Origin of the sequence: Levilactobacillus lanxiensis (assembly GCF_016861655.1) — a bacterium.
Classification (GTDB): domain Bacteria; phylum Bacillota; class Bacilli; order Lactobacillales; family Lactobacillaceae; genus Levilactobacillus; species Levilactobacillus lanxiensis.
In genome coordinates this window covers 55,439-81,132 of record NZ_BOLN01000003.1, presented here as the reverse complement: position 1 = coordinate 81,132, position 25,694 = coordinate 55,439, and the positions used below count along the sequence as shown (strand labels likewise).

Annotated in this window: 22 protein-coding genes; 13 read left to right on the top strand and 9 right to left on the bottom strand. The window is 49.4% G+C overall.

All coding sequences use genetic code 11. The features are described from left to right. The first annotated feature begins 126 nt into the window (after nucleotides 1-126). Nucleotides 127-1,935 carry an oligopeptide ABC transporter substrate-binding protein gene (locus JUF22_RS04455; RefSeq protein ID WP_203643848.1) on the top strand — a complete coding sequence of 603 codons (1,809 nt, stop codon included), beginning with the start codon at nucleotides 127-129 and terminating at the stop codon, nucleotides 1,933-1,935. 19 nt (nucleotides 1,936-1,954) lie between these two features. On the opposite strand, the gene JUF22_RS04450 is transcribed toward JUF22_RS04455, so the two are convergent. After that, nucleotides 1,955-2,632 (bottom strand): hypothetical protein, encoded by a 678-nt coding sequence (locus JUF22_RS04450; protein ID WP_203643846.1) that lies wholly within the window; start codon nucleotides 2,630-2,632, stop codon nucleotides 1,955-1,957. A gap of 420 nt (nucleotides 2,633-3,052) precedes the next feature. Here JUF22_RS04450 and JUF22_RS04445 point away from each other — a divergent pair, with 420 nt between their 5' ends. The 3 genes from JUF22_RS04445 to JUF22_RS04435 all read left to right on the top strand — a co-directional run bounded on the left by JUF22_RS04445 (nucleotide 3,053) and on the right by JUF22_RS04435 (nucleotide 5,598). Next, complete coding sequence (locus JUF22_RS04445) at nucleotides 3,053-4,021, top strand: cation diffusion facilitator family transporter (protein WP_203643844.1); 969 nt, start codon at nucleotides 3,053-3,055, stop codon at nucleotides 4,019-4,021. 166 nt (nucleotides 4,022-4,187) lie between these two features. Continuing rightward, complete coding sequence (locus JUF22_RS04440; protein WP_125765236.1) at nucleotides 4,188-4,643, top strand: universal stress protein; 456 nt, start codon at nucleotides 4,188-4,190, stop codon at nucleotides 4,641-4,643. Nucleotides 4,644-4,707: 64 nt separating this feature from the next. Beyond that, on the top strand, nucleotides 4,708-5,598 hold the full coding sequence (locus JUF22_RS04435; protein WP_203643842.1) for an RluA family pseudouridine synthase: 891 nt from the start codon (nucleotides 4,708-4,710) through the stop codon (nucleotides 5,596-5,598). 495 nt (nucleotides 5,599-6,093) lie between these two features. Here the strand turns inward: JUF22_RS04435 and JUF22_RS04430 are convergent, their stop codons facing one another. The 5 genes from JUF22_RS04430 to JUF22_RS04410 form a co-directional block, all read right to left on the bottom strand. Continuing rightward, nucleotides 6,094-6,834 (bottom strand): glucose 1-dehydrogenase, encoded by a 741-nt coding sequence (locus JUF22_RS04430; protein ID WP_203643840.1) that lies wholly within the window; start codon nucleotides 6,832-6,834, stop codon nucleotides 6,094-6,096. Between the two features lie 912 nt (nucleotides 6,835-7,746). Beyond that, the gene (locus tag JUF22_RS04425) at nucleotides 7,747-9,072 is read right to left on the bottom strand and encodes a sensor histidine kinase (protein WP_203643838.1); all 1,326 of its coding nucleotides are present in this window, start codon (nucleotides 9,070-9,072) and stop codon (nucleotides 7,747-7,749) included. Between the two features lie 4 nt (nucleotides 9,073-9,076). After that, nucleotides 9,077-10,393, bottom strand: a complete 1,317-nt coding sequence (locus tag JUF22_RS04420) for a GHKL domain-containing protein (protein ID WP_236000715.1) — start codon at nucleotides 10,391-10,393, stop codon at nucleotides 9,077-9,079. Nucleotides 10,394-10,406: 13 nt separating this feature from the next. Next, nucleotides 10,407-11,162 (bottom strand): response regulator transcription factor, encoded by a 756-nt coding sequence (locus JUF22_RS04415; RefSeq protein ID WP_203643836.1) that lies wholly within the window; start codon nucleotides 11,160-11,162, stop codon nucleotides 10,407-10,409. 508 nt (nucleotides 11,163-11,670) lie between these two features. Continuing rightward, complete coding sequence (locus tag JUF22_RS04410) at nucleotides 11,671-12,099, bottom strand: hypothetical protein (protein ID WP_203643834.1); 429 nt, start codon at nucleotides 12,097-12,099, stop codon at nucleotides 11,671-11,673. Between the two features lie 731 nt (nucleotides 12,100-12,830). On the opposite strand from JUF22_RS04410, the gene greA reads away from it, so the two are divergent. Beyond that, nucleotides 12,831-13,316, top strand: coding sequence for a transcription elongation factor GreA (gene greA, locus JUF22_RS04405; RefSeq protein ID WP_203643832.1), 486 nt, complete (start codon nucleotides 12,831-12,833; stop codon nucleotides 13,314-13,316). A 561-nt stretch (nucleotides 13,317-13,877) separates the two neighbouring features. Here the strand turns inward: greA and JUF22_RS04400 are convergent. The 3 genes from JUF22_RS04400 to JUF22_RS04390 all read right to left on the bottom strand — a co-directional run bounded on the left by JUF22_RS04400 (nucleotide 13,878) and on the right by JUF22_RS04390 (nucleotide 18,370). Next, nucleotides 13,878-14,552: a matrixin family metalloprotease gene (locus JUF22_RS04400; protein ID WP_203643830.1), complete on the bottom strand. Its 675-nt coding sequence runs from the start codon at nucleotides 14,550-14,552 to the stop codon at nucleotides 13,878-13,880. 174 nt (nucleotides 14,553-14,726) lie between these two features. Then, on the bottom strand, nucleotides 14,727-17,111 hold the full coding sequence (locus JUF22_RS04395) for a phosphoketolase family protein (RefSeq protein ID WP_203643823.1): 2,385 nt from the start codon (nucleotides 17,109-17,111) through the stop codon (nucleotides 14,727-14,729). A gap of 533 nt (nucleotides 17,112-17,644) precedes the next feature. Further along, nucleotides 17,645-18,370, bottom strand: coding sequence for a GntR family transcriptional regulator (locus JUF22_RS04390; RefSeq protein ID WP_125765250.1), 726 nt, complete (start codon nucleotides 18,368-18,370; stop codon nucleotides 17,645-17,647). 185 nt (nucleotides 18,371-18,555) lie between these two features. On the opposite strand from JUF22_RS04390, the gene JUF22_RS04385 reads away from it, so the two are divergent. From JUF22_RS04385 to JUF22_RS04350, 8 genes are all read left to right on the top strand, one after another. Continuing rightward, a complete protein-coding gene (locus tag JUF22_RS04385) occupies nucleotides 18,556-19,059 on the top strand; it encodes an aminoacyl-tRNA deacylase (protein ID WP_203643821.1) in 504 nt (167 codons plus the stop codon). Between the two features lie 3 nt (nucleotides 19,060-19,062). Next, nucleotides 19,063-19,866 (top strand): hypothetical protein, encoded by an 804-nt coding sequence (locus JUF22_RS04380; RefSeq protein ID WP_203643819.1) that lies wholly within the window; start codon nucleotides 19,063-19,065, stop codon nucleotides 19,864-19,866. 313 nt (nucleotides 19,867-20,179) lie between these two features. Beyond that, nucleotides 20,180-21,262 (top strand): ABC transporter substrate-binding protein, encoded by a 1,083-nt coding sequence (locus JUF22_RS04375; RefSeq protein ID WP_203643817.1) that lies wholly within the window; start codon nucleotides 20,180-20,182, stop codon nucleotides 21,260-21,262. Nucleotides 21,263-21,266: 4 nt separating this feature from the next. After that, nucleotides 21,267-22,091: an ABC transporter permease gene (locus JUF22_RS04370; protein ID WP_203643815.1), complete on the top strand. Its 825-nt coding sequence runs from the start codon at nucleotides 21,267-21,269 to the stop codon at nucleotides 22,089-22,091. Continuing rightward, a complete protein-coding gene (locus JUF22_RS04365) occupies nucleotides 22,091-22,906 on the top strand; it encodes an ABC transporter permease (RefSeq protein ID WP_203643814.1) in 816 nt (271 codons plus the stop codon). Before JUF22_RS04370 ends, JUF22_RS04365 begins: the two co-directional genes overlap by 1 nt. Then, nucleotides 22,906-23,943: an ABC transporter ATP-binding protein gene (locus JUF22_RS04360; RefSeq protein WP_203643812.1), complete on the top strand. Its 1,038-nt coding sequence runs from the start codon at nucleotides 22,906-22,908 to the stop codon at nucleotides 23,941-23,943. The genes JUF22_RS04365 and JUF22_RS04360 overlap by 1 nt, the downstream gene beginning before the upstream one ends. Further along, a complete protein-coding gene (hisJ, locus tag JUF22_RS04355) occupies nucleotides 23,933-24,805 on the top strand; it encodes a histidinol-phosphatase HisJ (RefSeq protein ID WP_203643810.1) in 873 nt (290 codons plus the stop codon). Before JUF22_RS04360 ends, hisJ begins: the two co-directional genes overlap by 11 nt. A gap of 15 nt (nucleotides 24,806-24,820) precedes the next feature. Next, nucleotides 24,821-25,672, top strand: coding sequence for a metallophosphoesterase (locus JUF22_RS04350; RefSeq protein WP_203643808.1), 852 nt, complete (start codon nucleotides 24,821-24,823; stop codon nucleotides 25,670-25,672). Nucleotides 25,673-25,694 lie beyond the last annotated feature (22 nt).

Sequence of the window (25,694 nt, the reverse complement as noted above, 5' to 3'; positions counted from 1 at the left end):
CATTTGAGGAGATGGTGCCACTCAATGTCACACGTTCGTCTGTTGCGTTACCGCTTTACCGATTGATTCTGAGGGGAACCAATTGGCGTTAAAATGAGGATTTTAAAAACAAGGGGGAAACATAGCATGGATAAGAAAAAACTCGCATTGTCAGCGATGGCAGTCTTAGCGACTGTTAGCCTCGCTGCATGTTCCAGCAACAAGAGTTCATCCAGCAAGAGCGGGACGACTGCTTCTGTTAAGCTCTCACCAGCTTATAACAACACGAAAGCAACCGACAAGACCGCCACGAAGAACAGTACATTGAAGGTCGCAGAACCAAACGACTCACCATTCCAAGGAATCTCTGATCCCGTCTTAGCTACCAACTCTGAAGATGCCGACGTCTTCGCACCTGGTGGCTCCAACGATCTTTGGAAAGTCGACAAGAACTACAAGATCGTTGATGGTGGGCTGGCTAACCAAAAGATCAACCGAAAAGCTAAGACTGTCACGATTACGTTACGGAGCGATGCTAAGTGGTCTAACGGTTCCAAGGTTACCGCTAAGGATATCGAGTACGCCTACGAAGTTATCGCTAATCCAAAGACAACTTCTCAACAATACTCTGCTGACTTCAACCACATCAAAGGGATGGCTGCCTACCATACTGGTAAGTCCAAGACCATTTCTGGGATCACCTATCCCGACGGTCAAAAGGGCCGGACTGCTGTCATTCACTTAGACAGCGTGACCCCAGCCATGAAGTACTCTGGGAACTCCTTCATCTGGAGCACTGTTGAACCTTACGAATACATCAAGAACGTCTCAATTGCTAAGTTAGCTTCCTCCAGCCAAGTCCGGAAAGATCCACTCTTTACGGGTGCTTACAAGCTGGATAAGGTCGTTGAAGGTGAATCAACCACTTGGTCACCAAACAAGTACTACTACGGCAAGACGCCACAAATCAAGCATATCAGCATCAACGTGGTTTCTTCTAACAACATCGACAAGGCCATCCAATCTGGCAAGTATGACTTCACGGTTCCTGGTTCCGTTATGCATGGGACCGACTACAAGCAATTGAAGAACACGAAGAACTACAAGTTAGTTGGTCAACCTGCCCTTTCCTACGATTACTTTGGTTTCAACGTTGGTCACTACGACACGAAGTCACAAAAGAACATCATGGACAAGAACAGCAAGATGGCTAACAAGAGCTTACGTCAAGCTATGATGTACGCCTTGAACTTGGATGCCGTTACGAAGAAGTTTGGTTACGGGGTTACTTGGCGTGCCAACACCTTGATTCCACCAATCTTCGATAAGTACTACGACGCCAGTGCCAAGGGTTACCCACTGAACATCAAGAAAGCTAACAAGTTGCTGACTGACGCCGGTTACAAGAAGCGTAACGGTAGCAAGTGGCGTTCAGATCCTAATGGCAAGAAGTTAACCATCTACTTCGGTGCCATGACTGGGACCTCAGCTCAAGCTGCTGAATACCAAGACTACCTGCAACAATGGCACAAGGTTGGCTTGGACGTGCAATTCACTGGTGGTAAGACGATGGAAATGAACAGCTTCTACTCCACGTTACAATCACCAAAGCAAAGCAAGATTGACGTTTACGCCGCTGCTTGGGGCTTATCATCAGAACCAACCCCTACACAACTGTACGGCGAAGACGCAACCTACAACATGGGTCACTTCGTTTCTAAGAAGAACACTGAACTCATGAACAAGATGAACAACAACCAGGCTTGGAACGATGCTTACCGGACCAAGGCCTTCAAGAACTGGCAAGAATACATGAACGAACAAGCTGCCGTTGCTCCTGGTTCCTTCTCCTACAACTGGGGTCCAGTGAACAAGCGGGTTAAGGGCTTTGACATGAGTCCTAAGAACAACGAGTTCTGGAGCAGTTTGAGTTTGACTTCTTCAAGCTTAAAGTAATCTTCTAGAATCAGTTGGGCTATTCGCTCAGATGAACCGTCGAATCTTTCGGGATTCGGCGGTTTTTGTGTGCCACCAGATACAGGTAGACTGCCACCAGGCTGCCCGTTCCCGCAATCGTCAGAAACGGCAGCATGACCATAAATTCCATGGCAAAGACGCCAGAATAACTCCACGGCACTGCCGTCAGGGAGAGAATACCGTGAGTGATCAGCCCCAAAATTGGAACGATACATGGGACAATGCTAGGTAGCCGGCGAAAATACAGCCCCACAATCAATTGTAGGGTCCCGACACTCACTAGGAGTAACCAGATGACCCCCAATCCCCGTAACGCCTTGGCCCCGCCATATGCCAGAGACGTCATCGTTGCCGTGTCTACCGTCAGAGGATTGGTCCAGGGTAATTGCAGCAATAGAAATAGCCCACCACCCAACAAGACCAAATACCCAGCACTGATCAACGCGACCAAACTTAAGCGCGTCACTGGTAACAATGATGCTTCCCGGTTACTGAGCGTCGTACTCAAAATTAGGCCAGGCAACATCACCGCCAGCGTATCTAAGCCACCCAAGGCTGCCACATGATACTTAAGCTGAAAGCCCGCTGCTACCAATGTCAGTAGTAAAGCCGTCACCAGAACCCACAGCCGTAGATAGTGCTGTCCCGTGTATTGCCATATTTCTCTTCTCAGCATTCCTGCATCCCCTTTTTACTTGCGTCGGTGGCGAAACTGCCAGACCATGCCGCTTAGAAAAATCAGCAACAGGCCGACCTTCACAAAGGTCCAAATCGCGTCGGTCCACGCCAACTCTGATCCTCCCGTCATCGGTCATTCCCCCCTCAATCTCGTCTCTCTTACTAGGGGCGACTATACGTGATTCACGCTCGTTTGCCAAGGGCTGAAAGCTTGTTCTGACAGCGTTTATAACGATTGTTGTACTTAATAAAGCCCGCTAACCTTATCTTTGGTCACTTAAAATCAGGCGACTTTACTTGTCCCCATATTTATTTCATTATGCTTGGTTTATCGGGTTCCCTAACAACCTAATTTAACTTGCCTCAGCACCTGCTTTGGGTGATACTAAGCGCCAATTTCAAAAAGAAGGTGATTGTCATGAATGCCGTTCACTCCCACGACTGGGAACAGGTTCAACAAGCAGCCGTCAACAATCTTCGACGGGCCCACCATCACCTCTGGACGAACGTTGCCGCCTACCTGGGACTCTTCTTGGTGGAATACTTTTGCGCCCAGATTGGCCACTCACAAGTCTTGCGTGCCGATGCGTTCAACAACTTGTCTGGAATTTTCTCTACCGGTTTGTTAATGACCGGCCTGTACATCGCGGCCAAAACGGATGACGATGACATGTGGGGCGCCCCCATTTCTCCCGAAGAACAACACGCGATTGGCCCACGCATTCAGCAGTCGCGCTTTCGCTTCGAAACCATCTATACGCTGATTGCGGGACTCGTGATGGTCGTGATTGCTGCGGACGTCGTCTACCAGGCCGCCATGATCCTGATTCAACGGCCGACCTATCATCTGGAAGCTGGCCTTACCGCTGTTGGTGCGGGGATCTCCAGTCTGATTCTGCTGGGGCTCTGGGCGACCAATCACCATTGGGCACACGTGCTCAGCAATTCCGCTCTTGCAGCCGCTGCCCGTGATTCCTGGACCGACGCACTGACCAGTCTCGTGACGGTCCTGACGATTCTCGGCATCGCTTGGCTCCATGCTACCTGGATTGACGGCGTTGCCAGTCTGATTTTGGGTCTCTACATCCTTTGGACTGGCGTAAAAATTTTTCGCAACAGTGCGCTGAATTTAGTCGACTACTTTGACCCCACCTTAGAAAAAGCCTACCGCACCCAAATTGCCCAGATGCCCGACGTCCAGTCCGTTGTCTTCCTCAAGGCTTACTACGATGGCAATTTGATTATGGTCAGCGTCACTATCGCTGTGAATCCCCAGATGACGGCCACAACAATTTACGAATTGACCCGCGAAATTAACATTTTAATGAAACAGCGGTTTAACGTCGCCGCGACAGCATTGATGGTTGTTCCGGCTAATCGGCTCTAACGACCCGCTCCGTCAGATTTTTTTACTTTCTGCAAACGCGCCCACCTCACGGCCTTTTCATCACTTTTCAAGAGCACTTTCAGGAATAAAATGCTTACACTCTCGGCAATAAATGATATAGTTAAGGTAAAGTTTTAACATGACTCGTGAAGGGGTGGCATTCCATATGTTACAACAATACAAGAACATTCTGGTTCCCGTTGACGGTTCCAAGGCAACCCAACCAGTCTTAGAAAAAGCAATCGAAGTCGCTAAGCGCAACAAGACCCACTTAGACATTTTAAACGTGCTCGAAGTGAACCAATTTAGCGATACCTATGGCGGTGCCGTTAGTGGCGACGTCATCTACAAGCTTTCCCAAGACGTTCAGGATCGGCTCGACGCCTTGAAGCAACAGGCGATTGATGCCGGTGTTCCCGACGTCAGCATTCACGTGCGGTTTGGGAATCCCAAGCCCGTTATTGCGCGGGAATTCCCTGCTGACCATAAGTCAGAATTGATTGTGATCGGCTCAACTGGTCTGACAGCCGTTGAACGCTTAATGGTCGGCTCCGTGACCAACTACGTCAGCCGTTCCGCAATCTGCGACGTGCTGATCGTCAAGCCTGAAAATATCAAGTAAATTTGACCATCAACGTAAGGTCGGGACTGGTTCCCGGCCTTATTTTTGTCGAAAGGAGTTCGCTATGCACTGGTCCTACAAAATTACCCTTCCTGCCACGCAACCCGCACAACCGCTACGGAAATTACTGACAGCCTGGCTCCTGCCTAGCCACCTGATACACGACCTACGCATTCACCAACGTGTCCTGGTCAACGGCTTGTACCGCTCGATGAACCAGCTGGTAAATGGCGGCGAGACCGTCACGCTAACGTTTGTGCCCACGGACTTTAAGGAACCCTTTCCCGACGTGTGGCCCGACAGCGCCGCGACCGTCAGTGTGCTCTACGAAACGGCTGACCTTCTTGTCGTCAATAAGACCCGTGGCAGTAAGACCCATCCCAATCTACCTTGGGAACGCGGCACGACCTTGAACCACGTCGCCGCCTATTTAGGACCAGACGCCCCCGGGCCCTACATCCTAAGCCGATTGGATCAGGAAACCACCGGGGCCCTCCTAATGACGAAAACGCCCGCCGTTGTCCCGATTATGGTGAGAAACATTGCTGAAAAACGCGTTCACCGGACCTATCTGGCTTGGGTACATGGTCAGCTGATTGGCAGTGGCACCTTCACGGACCCCATTGGACGCGACCCTGAGGATAAACGCAAACGCCTAGTTAACGGCGTTCATGCTCAGTCCGCGGTTACCCATTATGAAGTCCTCGAACACCGAGCCAACGTCACGCTCGTCAAACTTTGGTTAGAAACCGGCCGCACGCATCAGCTACGTGTACACCTGGCCGCAGCGGGACATCCGCTGATTGGGGACCCACTATACGGGCCGCCTAGCAAAGACCGCTTACGGCTTCACTGTTGGCGTTTGGGATTCCCCCAACCATTTACCCTCGATCAGGGTGAAACGACCGTAACGGCCCCCGTACCTGCTGATTTTGACCAATTCCATCAAGATTAGCGTTATCGTCAAAATTTGGACGATTTAGACGATTGCAACCGTTAACCATTTTTATTGTTATACTGGTGTCAGTTGAGCGGCTTAGGGGGGATTCGATGCGTTGGCTACCACGCGTTTCTCTGATTATTTTATTGCTCTTGTTAGCCATCTTATTGATCTGGGGAATTCTTAACCTACTTTAGCATCAAAAAAGTGTTACCGGACTATGCGGAGTCCAGTAACACTTTTAATTTGGGTTAGATTTCTGTACGACAGCGCCTCCAGGCTGGTGGAAATGGACCGGAACGCTGTGGGCGAACGCCCGGAGCCAAAGTACGGTCTCCGCGCTTACTTTGAGCCGCTCAAGCGTCTCAAAGATATCAATTGCCTAAGTGGCAAAGCCCGCCGCTAAGGCAATTCCCACGGCTGAGTCCATTTCCACCAGCCTTGCGGCTAACGCTAGTTCTAACCCAACTAAACACACCGGGTAACAAGATGACCCACCTTACAACAATTTTATTGCGCCGTGTACCCGCCATCGACGACGAATTCAGCTCCCGTTGAGAAGGAGGACTCGTCTGAGGCTAGATACAGTGCCATGTTGGCAATTTCATTGGGTTGGGCTAACCGCTTCATGGGGTGTAAGTCTTCCAACGATTTCCGCATTTCTGGGTAGGCGTCGACCATTGGCGTGTGAACGTAGCCGGGGTGAATCGAGTTGACCCGGATAGCGTACCCTTTTTCTGCGCAGTAGAGCGCTGCGGATTTATTTAACATGCGCACGCCACCCTTGGCTGCGTTGTAAGCAAATAGGTTTGAGATTCCAATCAAACCGGCAATGGATGACAAGTTGATGATGGACCCGCCCTTAGCCTTCATGTGGGCAATGCCGTGCTTGACACCAAACATGACGCCATCAAGGTCGACTGAGAGAACGCGGTGCCAATCGGCTTCTTCAATGTCCTCAGCGCTATCAAAGTGTAAAATCCCGGCGTTATTCATCAAGATGTTGACCGCACCAAATTTTTCCTCCGCAGCGGCGAAAACGGGTTCCCAATCCGCTTCCTTGGCAACGTTCTGCTTCACAAAGATGGCCTGATCCTGACCAATTTCCTTTAAGGCTTCTTCACTGCCCTTATCGTCGATGTCCGTGATGACGACCTTGGCACCTTCACGCGCAAAGGCTTTCGCCGAAGCTAACCCAATTCCCTTGACGCCACCAGTAACAATCGCAACTTTACCTGCTAAACGACTCATAACATTTCCTCTTCTCTTGTATAATGAACTGATTGAAACAGCCACAGTCTATACCGAAGAGATTGCGTGCACTAGCGAAAGCGCTTTAATTTTGATTGGATAGTGCTGTAAAAGGTGTGATTGTATTGGCAGTTAAATTACTTTCCCGCTTTGACGACTGGAAGTTGCGGTTGGTGCCAAATGGTCACCAGTACTTTGGGTGTTTACTGGATTGCGCTTTTATTGGTGTGGGTAGTTACTTTGTTTTGGGTGGGTTCTTAATTTTACATTTGGCCGATTAGTGTTAACCATGTTAAGGAAATAACGCTGGGCTTATGGTATGTATTTTGGTTTGGATCGGTTGACTGGCTCTCGCCAAACTTTCCCGGTCCTGGCATCCTCCGAAACGTGCTACACGAGCCAGACTCCTGCGCTTAACCCGGCTAAGAAAATATCCCAAGCCCGGGGATATTCCCTTAGCCACGTTAATGCTCAGAGTCTAAGCGGCTCGCTCCGCACTCTTTTATACAACAAAAAAAGCCGGAGTAACCACTCTCCGACTCCCACTAGCATCATTAGAGCATTCAACATAATCACAGTTTGTAGTCAGGATAACGCTGTCACTCAAATCAGCCATAATCTCAATATGTAGTATTGAGCAATTCAAATCACTTTTAGTTAGTTAAAACTAATTGTGCAGCGAAGTTTCTCCTAATCGTAAAGATTGAGAGTAATTTCACAATGTCGAGAACCCGCAAAATCACTTTATTTTTCGACTTCCCTGAAAGATTGATTGGTATTACAAGACCTAGTATATCAGATGGGTGTAGAAATGCAAGCGTTTTCAGACAATTAGTTTATTCGAACGAAACCATTCTGTAAACGATTTTGCATGCTGATTTTGTGAATACTCCAAGGCCCCGGTTACTTCGTCTAGTCCTTCGGCAGGGCCACACTTAATTGGCCCCAATGAAGTTTCATCTGCAAAGTCAGTACTGCTTTAGCCGGCAACAACTTGTGGGCATTAGAAAAATCTAATACTCCTTTATCAGCAGTAATTCGGGTATGCCCATCCAGTTGGGCCTCCCCAGGCACTGGGAAGGTCAGCGACCAGCGAAGCTCCTTTGCCGTTTCCTTCAGCTCGAACGTCACGATGGCTGGCTGAAGCTGCCCCAAAACGGGTAAAATCGGTGGCAAGGCTGCATCCACGATTCGTCCCATATCTTTTAGCGTCGTCACGGTCGCCGTGAGGGGTTCGGGCACCTTGACGAAGAGCTGGACCCCCTGCTGCTGCGCTAATAAATAATTATGATAAAGCTGATACCGAAGCGCCGCACTCGGCACGTTAGCCAGGTCCTCAATCGTCAGATCCGCGGCATTGCTGGTCTCCCAGCCCGAACGAATGTCGATATACAGCTGCCGAAACCCATCGTAATCCTGATCCGCGAGGTAGCCCCCTAAGCCCAGCAACATGTTTTGGTAGTCATGATTAAACTTACGGACCGCCCCCATTTGCCGGCTCAATTCCGTCGTGTACTGCTCTCGAAATTTTCGTTGATCTGTCTGAAATCGTGTGTGCTCCGTTTGTAAGTGGGTCTGCATCAGCATGTACGTGCTCAACGACAGGCCAACCACCAGGGTGCCCGCGATGCCGCCTAGAAAAACCAGGTAGGATTCCGAGTCTTGCAGGGATTGTAAGGAATACTCGAATAAAATGTAAATCACGCCCAGCACCGACATGAAAGCCAGAAACAGGTATTCCATTGAGCGCCCCACGATGTCTTGAATCAGATTTTCCATCGGCGCTCTGGTCAGCCACAGACCGGAACCAATCACAGCAAAAATAATATTATTAATGACCAGCTCAATCAAAGTTCCCCAGAAACTAGCGGCAAACACCTTCCCAGTCAAGGCAATCGCACCGGCAATCATCATCATATCAATGAATTCAATCAACAGGTAGGCCAACATGGTCATGTCGATAAACGCCGGCAGATACTGCCATTGGTGCCGGAACCCCATCACGGCGAATTCAAATCCTAACAGCAAGATGACCGGCAACGCCCCAAGGAGTGTACTGTGCGCCGTGAAGGGATTTAGCAGGTCAACCGCCGTGTAAGCCGCCGCAATCAGTGCACAGTACAACGACGTATGCTTCATCGGCAACAATTGCGGAAACCAGTAGTATTGAAACAGGACGAACCAGAAGCTCATCGAGTAGTCCGCCAGCCCCAGGCTCAATTGACTCACCGTAATCACGTGCTCACCTCCCCGGCTTCGTTAAAATTAGCGTCAGATACAGCATGCCGCGTTTCAAAGCAATCTGCAGGGCCGCGTTAGGCGTCTCATCGACAATTTCTCGAACTGTGTTCAGGCCCTGACCGTGGCCCTCACCCTTGGTCGTGTACCCCGCTGTCATAAATTCATTAATCTTCGGCGGCGTCGTGGTCGACACGGGATTGGCCACCGCTAGCTCAACGGAATCGGGATAATCCAGCACAGCACAATAAATAGCCGTCCGCCCAGCAACGGCGCCGGCTTCAATGGCGTTGTCTAACAGAATCCCCATCACCCGCAACAGTAGCACGCTGTCCATGGGTAGACTACGAATAACGGTCGGCACTTCAAGCCGCAGTGACAGGCCCCGATTCTGTGCGACCAATATTTTCTGGAAGAGCAGACTCTTTAGAGCGGGGTCGTTGAGTCGCTGCAGCCCCTCCTCTTCGATGCCCGCCAGGTGGCTGGTCGCCTGCCAACGCGAATTCAGCGTTTGATAATAGGCCGTTAACCCTTGGTAATCCTTGGCGTCCAAGTAGTCGCCCAACCGCAACATCTGCTTTTGATAAATCTGTTTGAACTCGCGAATGGCCCGGACTTGATTGGAAATCCGGCGGTCATAACGCGTCCGCAGCAACGTTTCCTGGTACAAGGCGCGGACCCGTTGCCGGTGGAAAAAGCTTTGCAGGAAGAAAAACAGGCTGGTACTGATCAACAGGATCATCACCAATTCCACACTCAGCGCAAACGTCATCATCGCGTGGGTAATGGCCAGCCGGTGAATGATAGTTGAGGACAATTGCGCCAGAACACCCAGGCTGACCAGCAAGGACATGACCGTCACCTGTTCCTTGCGATTAAAGGCCAGCCGTTCCAAGTTCCCCGGTTGCAGGCGCATCCCCGTCACGGCAATCGAAAATAAACTGTAGATGACCAATTGAAAAATGAGACGACAAGCAATCACCAGCGGCATTTGACTCGTGGCAAAACCAAACAATTCAATCGTGACGGCCCGCACCACGTCGTTTACTAGTACCACGACTAAGTAAATCACGATGGTCGCGTTGACAAAGATTACCGTCATTCGTGGCCGGTGGTGCATTAAGTATAGGAGCGCGCTCAGCGGCGGCAGAATCAGGGCCCAGGATTCCCCGATGACGGCGGGAATCAGGCCCCATCCAATCCATTTGAGAGGCAGTTTCCAGTTTTGTGGCCGAATGACCCCAATCCAGAGCGTGATGAACCACTGCATGGTCACGGCCAGCACCAAGTTTATCCAAAAATGTGTGTCAAAGACGTGCACGCCTGTCACCCTTTCAAGCCTTCAGATGTTTCTGCACCAGCGTTTTGACCTCATGAAAACGCCGGGTCGCCACATCCGTTCGGTCCCCATTAGGGAAAAGCAGTTGGCGATTAGCCTCGTCGACCCCGCTCACATTAGCCAAGTTCACCAAAAAACTCTTGTCCGTTCGATAAAGTTCCGGGTACTGATCCGCAATATCCTTCAAAAACCCCGGAAACTCAACCAGCTGGCTGGCAGCGTGAACCGTGACCTTGTGTGGTGTCTCCGCGGTCGCCACGAAGTAAACATCACCCATCGGTAGGCTGAAATTCCGGCCACCAATCGTGTAGCTAAACAGATTTTCCGTATTGCTTAAGTAATTGGTATAGCGCTCATACCCGTAATCGATATTTTCTCGGAGTTTCTGGTCGATCTGCTCGCGCCCAAGGTCCTTCACGATGAAGTCCATTGGCTCCACCTTCCGCTCAAACGTTAACAAAGCCATTTCCGAGTGGGTCGTCACAAAGACGATTTCAGCGAATCCCAATTGTTTTCGAATGGCAATGGCGGTCTCTAACCCCGACATTTGTTCGGCGGGGAACTCAATATCTAAGAAAAATAGCGCGTACTCCGGCGGGTCAATCGTCAACTGATGCAACAACTCTGCTGGACTCGCTGTCGCACAGACGACCTGCATGTCGTAATCATTGATCATCATGTAACGCTGAACCACATCCGTATAATGTTTCAACTGTTCAGGATTGTCTTCACAAAGATAAACGGCCAACACAACTATCACACCCTTTCAACTAGTCTTGCACAGTACCTATTACCCACTAATGTACCTTGAAATTGACTTGTTTGCAATCGTTTTGCGGTGCCTTCTAGGCATAAAAAAGAACCACCAGTCCTGGTAGCCCTCTTCTAAGTGGATTATTTAATTCCAGTCGGCAAATTAGCACTCCCCCAAGTTCTAACTACTTGTGTCCCTTAGGCCTCCGATAACCACTACTTACTCTTCAGCACATTGGTCAAATCTTCAAAACGCCATTAACCTAAGTGACAACTCATTCTGACGCACTGTCAGGCCGACAATATCTGATTAGATAACCAGTGGATGCCCCTCAATCATGTTAACCCGTTATTCACGTATACTTTAACCGATTGACTGGCAAAATCAGTTGCCGTAAAACTGACCTCTTCCAACTGTTACTACTTTAACATGAAACCCCTCAATAAGGGGGGAAGTCGCAAAAACGTCATTTAACGCACGTTAAAGCTTGAAAAAATCACACAATTCAATTGTGCCGTAGTGAATAAGTGATAAATCCCCCTAAAATCAGTGGGCTCGTGAAGGCAAGCACGATATCTAGCAGGACTAACCAGTACCATTTCAGTGTTGTCTTCGGGGCCGCCTGAAGCCGTGGGGCGCGCGCTGGCTTGGCCATTTTTTCATAAACGGAGGCCGTGTCATCACTGGCCTTCTTCAGTCCCCGCTTCCGCCGACGACGAATCGTGGGCGCCTTCACATCCCGGTTATCTTCAAGGATGACCCACTTGGCGAAGGCAAAGCACAGCAGGCAGACCAGAAAGTACCAGTCGGCAATCGATAGCCCCGGTATCAGGCGCCACTGTGCATAGTTGAGGTGCCCGAGTAACATAAAGATCAGGGTAAAAATCAGACCGATTCCGGTTTGTTTGACCCAATACTGTACGAATAATTTCATGAGGTGACTCCTTTTCTTTTTCCAAATCGTTCGTTAAAATGGAACTGCGGTTGGCTGGTTGGCAATGAATAGACCACGCCGCTCCCGGCGGCGGGCTCAGGGTGCCCTGCTATGGGGCCGGTTCCAGCCTGAGGAGCGGTCTTCCACCTCAACTTTGAGCCTGAGAACCGGTCTCAAAGGTTGTCCCGTGGGCTAACCTGAGAAAATCACTCAGCTAAGTCCACCGACACAGCTGGGCACCCTGGCCCGCCTCTGGTCGCTAAGACTGGCCAACTATTCAACTGACTTAACCATGTTCCATTTTACTATTTGTGTTCTCGACTAACTGATCGTACTCATTGATTCGCTTCACAGGAAATTGCGCTAATTAAGCAGACAAGCCCCGTCGAACACGATTCATTGACAAGCTAAACCAGTCTCAGATACCAGCCTGGGAAAACTGGGCCCAACTAGGTCGTTGTTAGTGACCAGAGGCAGATCAAAGTGACCGGCTGTGTCGGTGGTCTTGGCTGGGACGCGTTTCCCCAGCCTAGCCCACGGGGCGACTTTTGAGACCGCTCTTTGGCTCAAAATCGAGGTGGAAGACCGCCTTTCAGTCTGGAACCGACCCCATAGCCAGGCACTTTGAATCTGCCGTCGGGAACGAAAACCACCGCGGTCAGACCCAGTTTTCACCAGGCCAGCAGCGCGGACAACCCGCAACAAATAAATATGTAAATTGAGGTGATACGATGGCAGGAGACTTTAACCCCATCACAGCAGCCGGCTACCAAGAGCTGCAAACAAAAATCGCGGCCCTCGAAGCCGACCGTCCCGAAAAGATTGCGATTCTAGCCGAAGCCCGGGCGCACGGAGACCTTTCAGAAAACGCGGAATATTCCGCCGCTAAACGGGACCTACGCCACCTAGAAAGTCAGTTACGGTTCTTCAACAAGCAGCTCCAGTATGCCAAGGTCGTCAACCCCGCCGCTAACGACCGGGTCGAGCTCGGCAAGTGGGTCACCGTGACCTTTATGGACGACGATGACCAGGCCGTTTACCAACTGGTTGGCACCCAAGAAGCCGACCTTGAGGCAGGAAAAATCACTCGGGTGTCGCCGTTGGGCAAGGCCCTGCTGGGACATCATCCCGGCGAAACGGTCACGATTCAGGCACCCAACGCCAGTTACGACGTGCAAATCGTTGCCGTCGACCTTGAGCATCCCTCATCCCATTAGTAGTATACCATGTTAAACGCACCGAATCGGCCGCCTAGCGCGACAGACCGTTGCGTTTTTTACTTTGCCCCTGAAACTAACCTGCCACGGTACTTTTCCAATTACAAATATCCTTATGCCAAATTTGTCGTTTTCAAGTCGGTCTAGACAGATTATTTCCTAAACTCTGTTACTATTAGGCTCAGTAGGAGTTGGGAGAACGGCACTGGTTACCTTTGGCTCAGTCGCAACGACCCTCTGTTTTTTGGAAGGGGAGATTGACATGATTCAAAAATCACGCAAAGGACACCCAGAATGGTTACATGGTTATCGTTCATGTTGGCCTTGGTAGCGTTTCTCTACCAGGTTTGGCATGATAATCAAGATCATAAAAAATAAGCCTTCCCTCTAACTTTAGCAGGTTAGGGAAGACTCGCTCCATGAGTCAATCTTGATCAGTTACCGTTGTCTCAACGGCTAGCTTTCACAGACTAGGTCCGTGTTTAACAGACACGGGCCTTTTCTGATGGCTATAGTCTACCATGTTCACCCAAGGTTTACCAACAAATACCCCGCCATTTTTTACTGATAAATCAGCTTCAAGCTCTTCAAGTCCCCGCGTGATAACCGGGTTTGACCGTGGGCAATGGGATACATCACCGACTTGCGCGACTTACTGTGGTCTAAGCCCAACGCGTGTCCCAGTTCATGAACGGCCACGGCGTCCGTATAAGCCGCTGCGTAATCGCCGTTAAGGCTAGCCTCCGCATGATTTTCGCTGTTGGTCCCCCAGCCATCATTCGTCTGAATAATCTCGGGACCCCCGTGACCCAGCTCCACCGTTGCGGCCTGTTTGGCCATCTTTTTGTGATACACAGAAAAGGTAATCTGGTTATGCCCCGCGCCCGACCAGCCAGAATTTTCAACTAAATGTACGATCCCCGTCTGATTATAGACCTGGACGGCATCAGCAAAAACTTGTTTGCCATCCGCCGGCAGCTGGTCGCTGAACCGGTAGTAATACGTTTTCGACAACCCTACGCCCTGCACGATATCCACGATAGGCGTGGCGTCCTTAGGCACCTTCACGGATGCCGCGTGCGTAATCGTTGGGTCCTGCGGCGATCCAAGTACACTGCCGCTCCGAATCTGATCAATGGCGGCGGTTAATTGTGGTAACCGCCCACTCCGATACCCAAACCCGATTAACAATAACCCCACTAATACGCCTAATACTAAAATCCGACCTCGACGCATGCCGTCGTCCCCTATCCGCTTCTATTTTGACCACGGACCATGATTCCCCACCGTGACCAGTTATGCCATTAACCAGTTATACCACACTACTTTCTGGAATCATAGCGTCTCACCAAAAAAGGCACCCGCCCAGTCCAAATGGACCAGGTAGGTGCCTCATCAAACAATTTTAAATTACTTCAGTGGCTTCCATTGCCAGTTGTTAACTTCTGGCAAGTCAGTCCCGACCTCACGAATGTAAGCCGTGTGCTTAGCAACCATGTCGTCCATGCGTTGGATAAAGTAGGCGCCCTTAACAGCGTATGCTTTAATGTCGCTGACGGCTTCCTTGGCCAAGTCATAACGGTCCAATTGGTTCAAGACCCGCATGTCAAATGGTGTCGTAATGTCACCATTTTCACGGTAACCATGAACGTGAACGTTGTGGTTGTGACGGTCGAAGAAGAGATCCTTGATCAAGCCTTCAAAGCCATGGAAGGCAAAGATAACGGGCTTGTCAGTCGTGAACAGACGGTCGAATTCTTCGTCAGAAATCCCCCGTGGGTCCAACTTAGGTGAACGCAACTTCAAAAGATCAACCACGTTAATGAAGCGGATCTTCATTTCAGGGAATTCGTCGTGCAACAATGAAATTGCGGCTAATGATTCCCAAGTTGGTTCAGTCCCAGCAGCAGCGAAGACAATGTCAGGTTCTTGACCTTGATCAGTTGAAGCCCAGTCAACGTAGCCTAAACCATTGTTAACCAAGTTTGTGGCTTCGTCAATGGAGAACCATTGTGGACGTGGGTGCTTAGACGTCACAATAAGGTTGATCTTGTTGCGGCTCTGGAAGGCCACTTTACCAACAGCCAACAAGGTGTTAGCATCGGCTGGCAGGTATTCACGGATAAATTCAGGCTTCTTTTCAGCCAAGTGGGTCAGCATACCTGGATCTTGGTGGGTGTACCCGTTGTGGTCTTGCTGGAAGACAGTCGAGGTGTCAACGAAGTTCAATGATGGGTAATCATTGCGCCAGTCTTGTTCAACGGCCTTGCGTAACCACTTCATGTGTTGCGTCAACATAGAGTCAACGACCCGACCGAAGGATTCGTAGGTCGCGAAGAAACCATGACGACCAGTCAAAACGTAACCTTCCAACCAACCTTCAGCTTGGTGTTCGGAAAGTTGTGAATCAATGATCCGGCCTTCGTGGGCCATGTTTTCATCGTTTGGTTCATGAATGTCTTCCATCCATTGACGCTTCCCGTAATCCAGGGCAGCGTACAACCGGTTGGACTTCGTTTCATCAGGACCAAAGCCCCGGAAGTTATTCGGGTTCAACTTCATGACGTCAGCCAGATAATCTGACCAAACTAACATGTCTTGCGCAATCGTCTTACCGCGTTTAGTGGTGTCAACGGCGTACTTCTTGTAGTCTGGGAGCTTCAAAGGTTCTGGCTTGATCCCACCATTCGTGATTGGGTTCATGGCCATCCGTTGTTCACCCTTAGGTGCCATGTCACGGATTTCTTGCTTAACAGAACCGTCTTCGTTGAAGAGTTCCTCTGGCTTGTAAGACTTCAACCAGTTGACCAACATGTCAGCGTGTTCCATGTCGCCAGCGGCAACAGGAATTGGCACTTGGTGGGCACGGAAGGAGCCTTCGATTGGGTTACCATCCAAATCGGCCTTAGGACCAGTCCAGCCCTTAGGGGAACGGAAGATGATCATTGGCCAGTTAGGCAATGAATCGTCGTTGTTTTCACGAGCATGCTTTTGGATAGCCTTGATCTTGCCAATGACCGTATCCATAGTCTTAGCCATGTCTTCGTGAACCCGCGTGAAGTCTTTTTCGTTTTCGTCAATTTCAACAAAGTGTGGATCCCAGCCCATACCTTCGAAGTACTTGGTCAAGTCTTCGTCGGACATCCGTGACAGGATAGTTGGGTTAGAAATCTTGAACCCGTTCATGTTGATGATTGGTAATACCGCACCATCTTTGATTGGGTTAATAAACTTGTCTGAGAACCATGAAGTGGCCAATGGACCAGTTTCAGCTTCACCATCACCGATTTCAACGGCGGCAATGACGTCTGGGTTGTCGAGGATAGCCCCGGTCCCATGAGAAAGGCTGTAACCGAGTTCCCCACCTTCATGGATAGAACCTGGTGTCTCAGGAGCAGCGTGAGAAGCCACACCACCTGGGAAGGAGAATTGCTTGAATAAACGCTTCAATCCAGCTTCGTCTTGAGAAATGTTTGGATAAATTTCACTGTAACTACCATCAAGATATGAGTTAGAAACCATCACTTGGCCACCGTGACCTGAACCTTCAATATAGAACATGTTCAAGTCATACTTTAAAATAGCCCGGTTTAAGTGAGCATAGATAAAGTTTTGAGAAACAATCGTCCCCCAGTGACCAATTGGTTTAATCTTTACATCGTCAGAGGTTAAATCACGCTTCAATAATGGGTTGTCACGCAAAAATAACTGACCAACTGACAGGTAATTTGCTGCACGCCAATACTTGTCAACGCCTTCCAAGTAGGACTTGGAATCGAAGTCTGCATTTGCCATGTAATTAACACTCCTTCTGTGAATTCGTAACGACATCGTTATCTAATGGTTAGAAAACGCGTAAAATTTATCTCGTAATGACTACCGGGATGCTTTTTACAGCCTCTATCATAGGCTGTTTTTTATAAAAGTCAACCTTTTCGACAATTGGACCGTATCAATTTGGATAAAACGTGGACCAAAACTGCGCAAATAACGAGAAATTGGACCCGGACAAAATAAAAAGTCCAAGACATCTTGTCTCAGACTTATAACAAAAACATATTAACTTTACTGCTAGTGCCCACCAAGAACATCGTCGCCTACGGTCTAAACTCGTGTTAACCGCAGGGCTGGCGAAAATGGCTCAGCCGTGGGAATTACCTTGATGGCGCTAACCATTTAGGTAATTGGTATCTTTGAGACTCGTTTCTCAGAGGCGCAAAGTAAGCCTAAAGACCGCCCTTTGGCTTTAGGCGTCCGCCCACCGCGTCCACGGCCATTTTCACCAGCCCGGAGGCGATTCAACAACCCTATTTACCCCATAGCGAACGTTATTCTTCATCTAGGGAAACAAAGGTGTTATAGTTCAAATACTGATAGTGTAATCGCATGTTGGACACTTCAAACGGCGTCCCGTCATCCAGGAAGAAGATGCCTTCCATGATACCCACGGGTTCTACCGGCTTCAGCTGCAACAACTCCTGATCTTCGGCCGTTGATGGCTGCGCCTGGATTGACATGAAGGACTTGGTCACAACCTTGTCCTGGCTTTCCAGGTAATTAAAAATGGAGTCCGACACTGTTGCCTGCGTCAGGTTCGGCGCAATTTTAATGGGAATGTAACCCGTTTCAATCATGAACGGCTTGTCGTCAAACAGCCGTAGCCGCTTGATTTCATAAACGAAGTCGCCCTCCTCGAGGAACAGGTCCTGTTGGATTTCCTTGCTGGCAGGAACCACGTTAAAATTGAGCAACCGAATGCCCGGTGTGTTCCCTGCTGATTTCATACTATCAGTAATTCCTAAATTTGACCCCTCATATTGAAAAATTGTTTGGTTTTTCATATATAATGGGTTAATGAAGGTTCCCGAACCACGCTTTTTAAAAATCAGTCCCTGGTTCGCCAGAATACTGAGTGCTCGCTTCACCGAGCTACGGCTCACACCGTAAGCTTCGCTGAGGCTCCGCTCGTCCGGCAGCCGTTTATTGGGAAATTCATTTTGATGGATACGATGTTTTAAGTCCCGCATCACTTGTCGATAGACTAAATCTGCCATGATATCTCCTCATAACTCTTCAACTAGACGTCACTGTACGCTGAGCGCAACCGCTCAACAGGTATTCTCTTTGATAGAGTATAACAGGTTTTGGTGGCGGTGTCTTCTTTTATAGAAAAACAACCGGTCCATTTATTTTTAAAGTGCGGTCCAATTTATTAATAAAATTTTGAAAGGTGAGTCCCATGTCCAAAAAGAAAAAAGGTAAACGCCTGCATAAGACGTTAGTTGAACAGATTTTAGATAAGAACAAAGTCGCCTACAAACAATTCGAGTTCGCGACCCACACCCAGGGCGACGTCGCCCAATTAGACGTCGATCACGAGGACGTTGACGAGCATCACATCTACAAAACGCTGGTGCTGAGCGGTCCCACGACCGGGCCAGTGGTTGGTGTGCTTCCCATCGATGAACACCTAGATGAAAAAAAGTTAGCCAAGGTTTCTGGAAACAAGAAGGTCGACATGGTGCCGCTGAAGGACTTGGTCAAGACGACCGGGTACGAGCACGGGGCCAACACCCCGGTTGGGATTTGGGAAAAGAACCACTTCCCAATTTATTTCGATAACACCGCCCAGGAACAAGGGCAAATTCTCGTTTCTTCCGGTCAGATTGGTCGGTCGGTTGAAGTTGATGCCACGGCGCTCGCCACGCTGGTTCACGGCACGTTCACCGACTTGCTGGAGTAAGCGATGAATACGGACCTGGTCCTCATTTTCAAGAACTTGGGGATCGTCGGCCTGGATCTATTGGTGATTCCCTTTATCTTTGTCACGCTGCTAACATTTCTAAACCGCAATACCAAGGCCTTTTTGGCCAATGGGTTTGGCGTAAACAGCGAACTGTACTTGGGGTTCATCGGTATTTTCTTTCATGAACTCAGCCACCTGGTGACGGCCGTAGTGTTTGGTCACCGAATCGATAAGGTCCGGCTGCTCAAACGGCCGCATCCCAATCGCCGAGGCACGGACGGTCAACCCGACCTGGCGTTGGGCTACGTCAATCACACTTGGAATCAGCGTAATTGGTACCAGGTCACCGGTAATTTATTTATTGGAATTGCCCCCATCTTCGGCTGCGCGGCGGTCTTGTTGGGCTTGACGGCTCTTCTGATTCCCAGTTGGTTTCAGGGCATGTTAACCTTGATTGCCGACCCGTTCAACCTGGACTGGTCGGGCTTTCTGGGTGCTCTAGGTGGCGATGATCATCCCTGGATTCGGTGGACCATCATGGTACTGTTATCACTCAACCTGAGCATCGGTGGTTTTGATTTAAGTGCCGCCGACTTCGCGAACTCCCGGATTGGCTTGATTGGCTTCGTGACCATCATCGTGATTCTAACGGTGGGCCTCACCCTGCTAAACGTCGCCAGTGGCTTTCTCACGTTTTTGACCGGTGTCATTATCTTGTTGGCGCTGGTGTTGGGCTACGCGCTGCTGATTTCACTGCTGACCAACCTGCTGGTTCGTTTGGCCTTACAAATTAAAGATCATTAGGAAACCGTGGTCGTCTTGGCCACGGTTTTTTCGTGTTTCTTGGGAATTTAAAAATGTGATTTTTGCTTGATGGATTCACTGGCTTTAGTGACCTGGACATGTTAAACGTGACTGTAATCCTTCCCAAATTCTTACCTGACTTAAGCGCAATAACCACGCTGAAATCCCCACTGGTTAATTGCGTGGGCAGTGAACGTTTACATAATTAAATAAATATACCATTTACAAAAATAATACGGCAATTTTGCAAGCACTTTACACGAGTTCGCTAATATACGGCTAGTACCTAATAGAAGAGGAAGTGTTGATTTTCATGTTAAACAAACGCAATTTAGCTATTGCTGCAGCCGCCTTAACGTTGACCGCCACGTTAGCTGGGTGCTCAACCCAAAATGCCGCAGGAACATCCGATAATTGGGAAACGATTGAGAAACAAGCCAAGAAGGAAGGCAAAATTGCTTCCGTGGGTATGCCAGATACCTGGGCCAACTGGATTGGCACCTGGAAGGACATCAAGAGCAAATATAGCATTTCACACGTTGATACTGACATGTCTAGTGCCCAAGAACTCCAAAAGTTCAAACGTGCCAAATCTAGTGACTCTCCCGACATTGGCGATATCGGTTTAAACGTGGCCCCTACTGCCGTTCAGCAGAAACTGGTGACACCCTACAAGACCAAGTACTGGAAGGAAATTCCGGACTGGGCCAAAGATAAAAAGGGCTACTACTCTGCCGGCTACTCTGGCTCGATGGTCTTTATCACCGACACCAAAAATGTGAAAGCCGCTGATGCGCCTAAGTCCTGGGCTGATTTAGCCAGTGGCAAATACAAAGTATCTCTAGGTGACGTCGCTACTGCGGCTCAGGCGCAATACGCCGTGTTAACCGCCGCTTACGCAAATGGCGGTAGTGAAGACAACGTGGAACCCGGCTTGAAATACTTTGCCAAGCTGCACGCCAAGAAACGCCTCTCAACCGTCGACGCCACTGTTCAGAACCTTCAAAAAGGTGAAATTCAAGTTGCTGTGATGTGGGACTTCAACGCCCTCAACTACGCACACCAAGTTAATGAAAAACGTTTCAAGATCACGGTACCTACCGATGGCACCGTCACCAGCGGGTACACGGAAATCATTAACAAAAACGCCGCTCACCCCAACGCCGCCAAGTTAGCCCGGGCCTTTATTTTGTCCGACCAAGGTCAAATTAACTTAGCTAAGGGTTACGCCCGGCCTATTCGAAGCAGTGTCAAGCTACCAGCAGATGTGAAGAAGAAGCTATTACCTCAAAGCGATTACAAGAAGATCTTCCACGTGAAGAGTAATGACGTTTGGAACAAGGCGACCGTTAAGCTAGGACAACAATGGCAAAACGACGTTCTCGGGGCGAAGTAGTCACATGACAACCCGACTAAAAGTCTTTTTCCCGCTGAGTCTGTTGGTCGTCCTGGTCCTTCTGTTACCGATTAGTGTGATGATCGTCGCCAGTTTTCAAGGAGGCGACGCTGGCTTTAGTCTCGATAACTATCGCCAAGTCTTTACCAACCATTACTACAGCGAAGCCATTCGCAACAGTTTAGGCATCGCACTGATTACGTCAGTATTCTCCTTATTGATTGCCATCGTTGGCGCCTGGTCTTTAACCCACTTATCCCCGTCGACCAAGAACATGTTTATTTCCTTATTTAACATGTCGGCTAGTTTTGCCGGGGTTCCCCTGGCCTTCTCGTTAATCATTCTTTTCGGTAATGCCGGCATCTGGCAGGCTCTGACGACAGCGCTCCACCTGCCCCGTTTCTTTGAGATTTATTCTTTGAGCGGCACCACCTTGGCTTACACCTTCTTCGAAGTTCCCTTGGGAATCTTATTTTTGTTCCCCGTTTTTGAAGAACTCAACCCCGAATGGCGCGAGATTTCCGCCGTTCTAGGCGCATCCCCCTTCTTTTTCTTCAAGAAGGTGATTCTACCCATTATTTTCCCCAACATCATTGAAGTCTTGATTCTCCTCTTTGCAAATGCGATGGGAACTTACGAAACAACTTTTGCTTTAACCGGTAATAGTATCGTCACGATTCCAACCTTGATTGGGACTTTGATTGACGGTGGCTTAACCGCAAATATTCCACTTGCTTGTACGTTTGCCACTCTCTTTGCTCTGGTAATGACGGCCCTAGTTTGGCTAGGAAACCGGGTCACCCGTAGTAAGCGCGAGGTGGCTGCCTAATGTATCATAAAACAAGCACTTACTGGGCTCGAGGCATTATGACCGCCCTGTTCCTTTACCTGGTTACGCCCATCGTGGTCACCCTGATTTATTCCTTTTCAACCTCCTGGGTAAAAACGATTCTACCCAGTGGCTTCACGCTGAAATGGTACAGTCAGTTGATCACCAATGCCGATTTCACATCATCTCTCCTACGCTCGCTGGGATTAGGCTTACTGACCACTGTAATTGCCCAAATTTGCTTTTTACCCGTGGTTTTCTACGCCAACGTCTACGATGCTCGGGTAAAGTCACATCTGCGTTTCGTGACCGTCCTGCCCTTCACCATTCCTGGCATTATTCTGGTCACAGGTCTCATTCAGCTGTACGCTGACCTACCAATTCCCAAACTTTTGATCCTAGTCTTAGCAATTTCGTTGCTCAGCTTGCCACTCACTTATCAAGCCCTCGACAACGCCTTCATTGGCCAGGACTTTCGGGCTATGTTTGAACAAGCTCTGGTTCTCGGCGATTCTCCCCTCAAAGCCTTTATTAAGGTGATTCTACCCAATATTCGTGCTGGAATCTTGATTGCCATGCTTCTAACCTTTACCAGTGCCTTTGGGGAGTACGTGCTCACGAACATTCTGTTAGGTGGCAACTTTGAAACGCTCAAAATTTATATGTACCGGCTAATGCAGAGTAATGGTCAAGCTAGTAGTGTACTCACAACCATCTACTTTATCTTTTTAGCCCTGGTATCCTTAATTTTGATTGTCATCATGCGCCACTACGCCAAACACGACCAATCCAGTCAGAAAGGGACTCACAACTAATGCAAGCAGATTTTCTCCAAATTCAGCACCTCGATATCACACTTTCTGGCAATGAAGTCATCAAGGATATGTCTTTCAAGGTTCGTCGTAACACGTTGACCACGTTTCTGGGCCCCAGTGGAAGTGGAAAAACCACCGTTTTACGCGCTATTGCTGGGCTCAATCAGCATGTTAATGGGAAAATTCTCTTAGATAATCAAGAGATTCAAGACCAAGCGGCTAACCAGCGTAACATCGGGATGGTCTTCCAATCCTATGCCCTGTTTCCCAACATGACGATCTTCGATAACGTTGCTTACGGGCTACGGGTACAAAAGCAAGCTCCCACCGAGATTCGCGAAGCGGTTGCCGCCATGCTCAAGACCGTGGGACTCACCGACAAACGGGATGCCTACCCTGACCAACTCTCGGGGGGCCAGAAGCAACGGGTTGCGATTGCCCGGGCCATGGTACTCAAGCCCAAATTATTATTGTTGGATGAACCTCTTAGCGCCCTGGATGCTAAGATTCGTGTTAGCTTACGGGAACAAATTCGAGAATACCAGCAAAAATTGGGAATTACCATGCTATTCGTTACCCACGATCAAGGAGAGGCCATGGCTATTTCAGACGATATTATCGTGATGAATGAAGGCTGTGTTCAGCAACAAGGATCGCCCATGGCCATCTATGCCCAACCGGATAACGTTTTCATGGCTGAATTTATTGGCAATCACAATCTCTTAACGGGTCAACAGTTGCAACGGCTAGGAATCACTACAGCTGGTAATCATCCCCTCGCAGTCGCTGAACACTACGTCATTCGACCTGAGTTAATTTCTCAAATTCAAGTTCCCCATAGTGTTGCACTTGCAGGTAAAATCACGTCATTGACCATGCTGGGCGACCGGGTCCGCTACCAATTTCTAACCGACAGCGGCATGGTCCTCAAGGTTGAAGAACTAAACTTTATGCGCCCCCTGTCCACCAATGTTCCCTTAACCCTGTTTGTAAATCCCTTACTGATCCACCAAGTGGGTACCACCTATGCTGAGTAAAACAGCACTCCAGGACATTGACCGTCGCACCTGGAGCGGACACAACCACACGGAATTTTGTCCTCACGGTTCCGGCGAGGACGTCGAAGACTACATTCAAGCAGCCATCGTCCAGGGGTTCAAGACCTACAGCATTACCGAGCATTTCCCCTTACCACCAGCCTTTTATCAACATCCCATTGGTTCACGACACGCCGTATATACTGCCTCATTTGGCCAGGTTGAGCTGCCTGCCTACCTCGAAAAAATGGCCCGGCTAAAGGAGACCTACCGCTCACAGTTAAAGATCCTAGTCGGCTTTGAATTCGATTTTTTTCCGGAATTCGCTGACTGGACAGCGACGCAACTAGCCCAATATGGGGCTCAGATTGATGACGCGATTTTATCCGTCCACTTTCTCCCCACCCCTCAGGGATTGCGGGCCATTGACGATACCGCCGCCGACTTCAAGAATGGGGTCGTTGCGGCCTATGGTTCGCCCCTCGCTGTTGCGAACGCTTATCTGGAACGACTACAGGCCGCTGTTGATTGGCAGGTGCCCAACAAGCCCTCACGCTACGGCCACATCATGTTGTATCGCAAGTGGCGCAATACCTTTCCCGCAAGAACAGTTTGGGCCGATGAGACAACCGACCGGCGTTTAATGAAACTGTTAACGACCATTGCAGACCATAACGAGTTACTCGACTGTAATTTTGCTGGCCTGTTTCGCCCTACCCAGACTGAATTTACACCTACCTTGCCGTGGGTTCAGGTAGCACAAACTAAACAAATCCCTCTGGTCTTCGGCGCCGACGCTCATAGCGTAGCTGCTGTCGGCCAAGGATATAACACCTATCTAGAAAATCACTTCAACGCTTAGAAAGGAGTCTAACGGATGCAACTCACCACAACGACCCAAGCTCCCTTTCGAATCTGCCAGTTAACTGATATTCACTTGGGAAATACGCCACTGAATGCCGCTAGCGAAAAGACCCTTACTGCCATTGATGAGCTCCTCCAAGCACACGACTTTGACTTGATTATGATTACGGGTGATCTCCTGTGGGGAACTGAAGCCCAACACCCAGAAGAAACGCTGACGGCGCTTTATGATGTTCTTAACCGCGTGGCTACCCCCGTGGCCATTACTTACGGCAACCACGATACGGAAGGCACGACTAGTCGATCAGCCTTACGAGAACTTGAATCCAAACTGGCCCATCCTGCAGATAAACACTATGCTATGACGGTAGACGACCGCGAAAGTTACACGCTTGAAGTCCTGCGCGAAGACCAACTAGCGCACGTTCTCTACGTGTGGGATAGCGGGGCGTACTCCCATTGGCCCAACGCCGAGCAGTACGCCGCCATCGAGCCAGCTCAAATTGACTGGTTCAATCGATTACCGTACGCTCACACAGTCAAACGCTGTGATCTGGGCTTTCTCCATATTCCCCTACCGGAATATACGCTGGCTGGTCAAAACATCCTAACCGGCGTCCAGGGGGAACCGGTCTGCTCACCCATCACCAACTCCGGGCTTTTTTACAACCTGCTTCAAGCTCAGAATGTCAAAGCACTCTTTGCCGGACACGACCACGACAACAATTTCACAGCCAATTACCGGGACATCGGTCTGAATTATGGCAACGTCACCGGCTACAACACCTATGGTTCACTAGCTCGCGGTGCACGTCTAATCACGCTGACTCCCGATAGCTATACGACTCAAATTATCACCTTCTAAATAACCAACAAAAGCCCGCAAC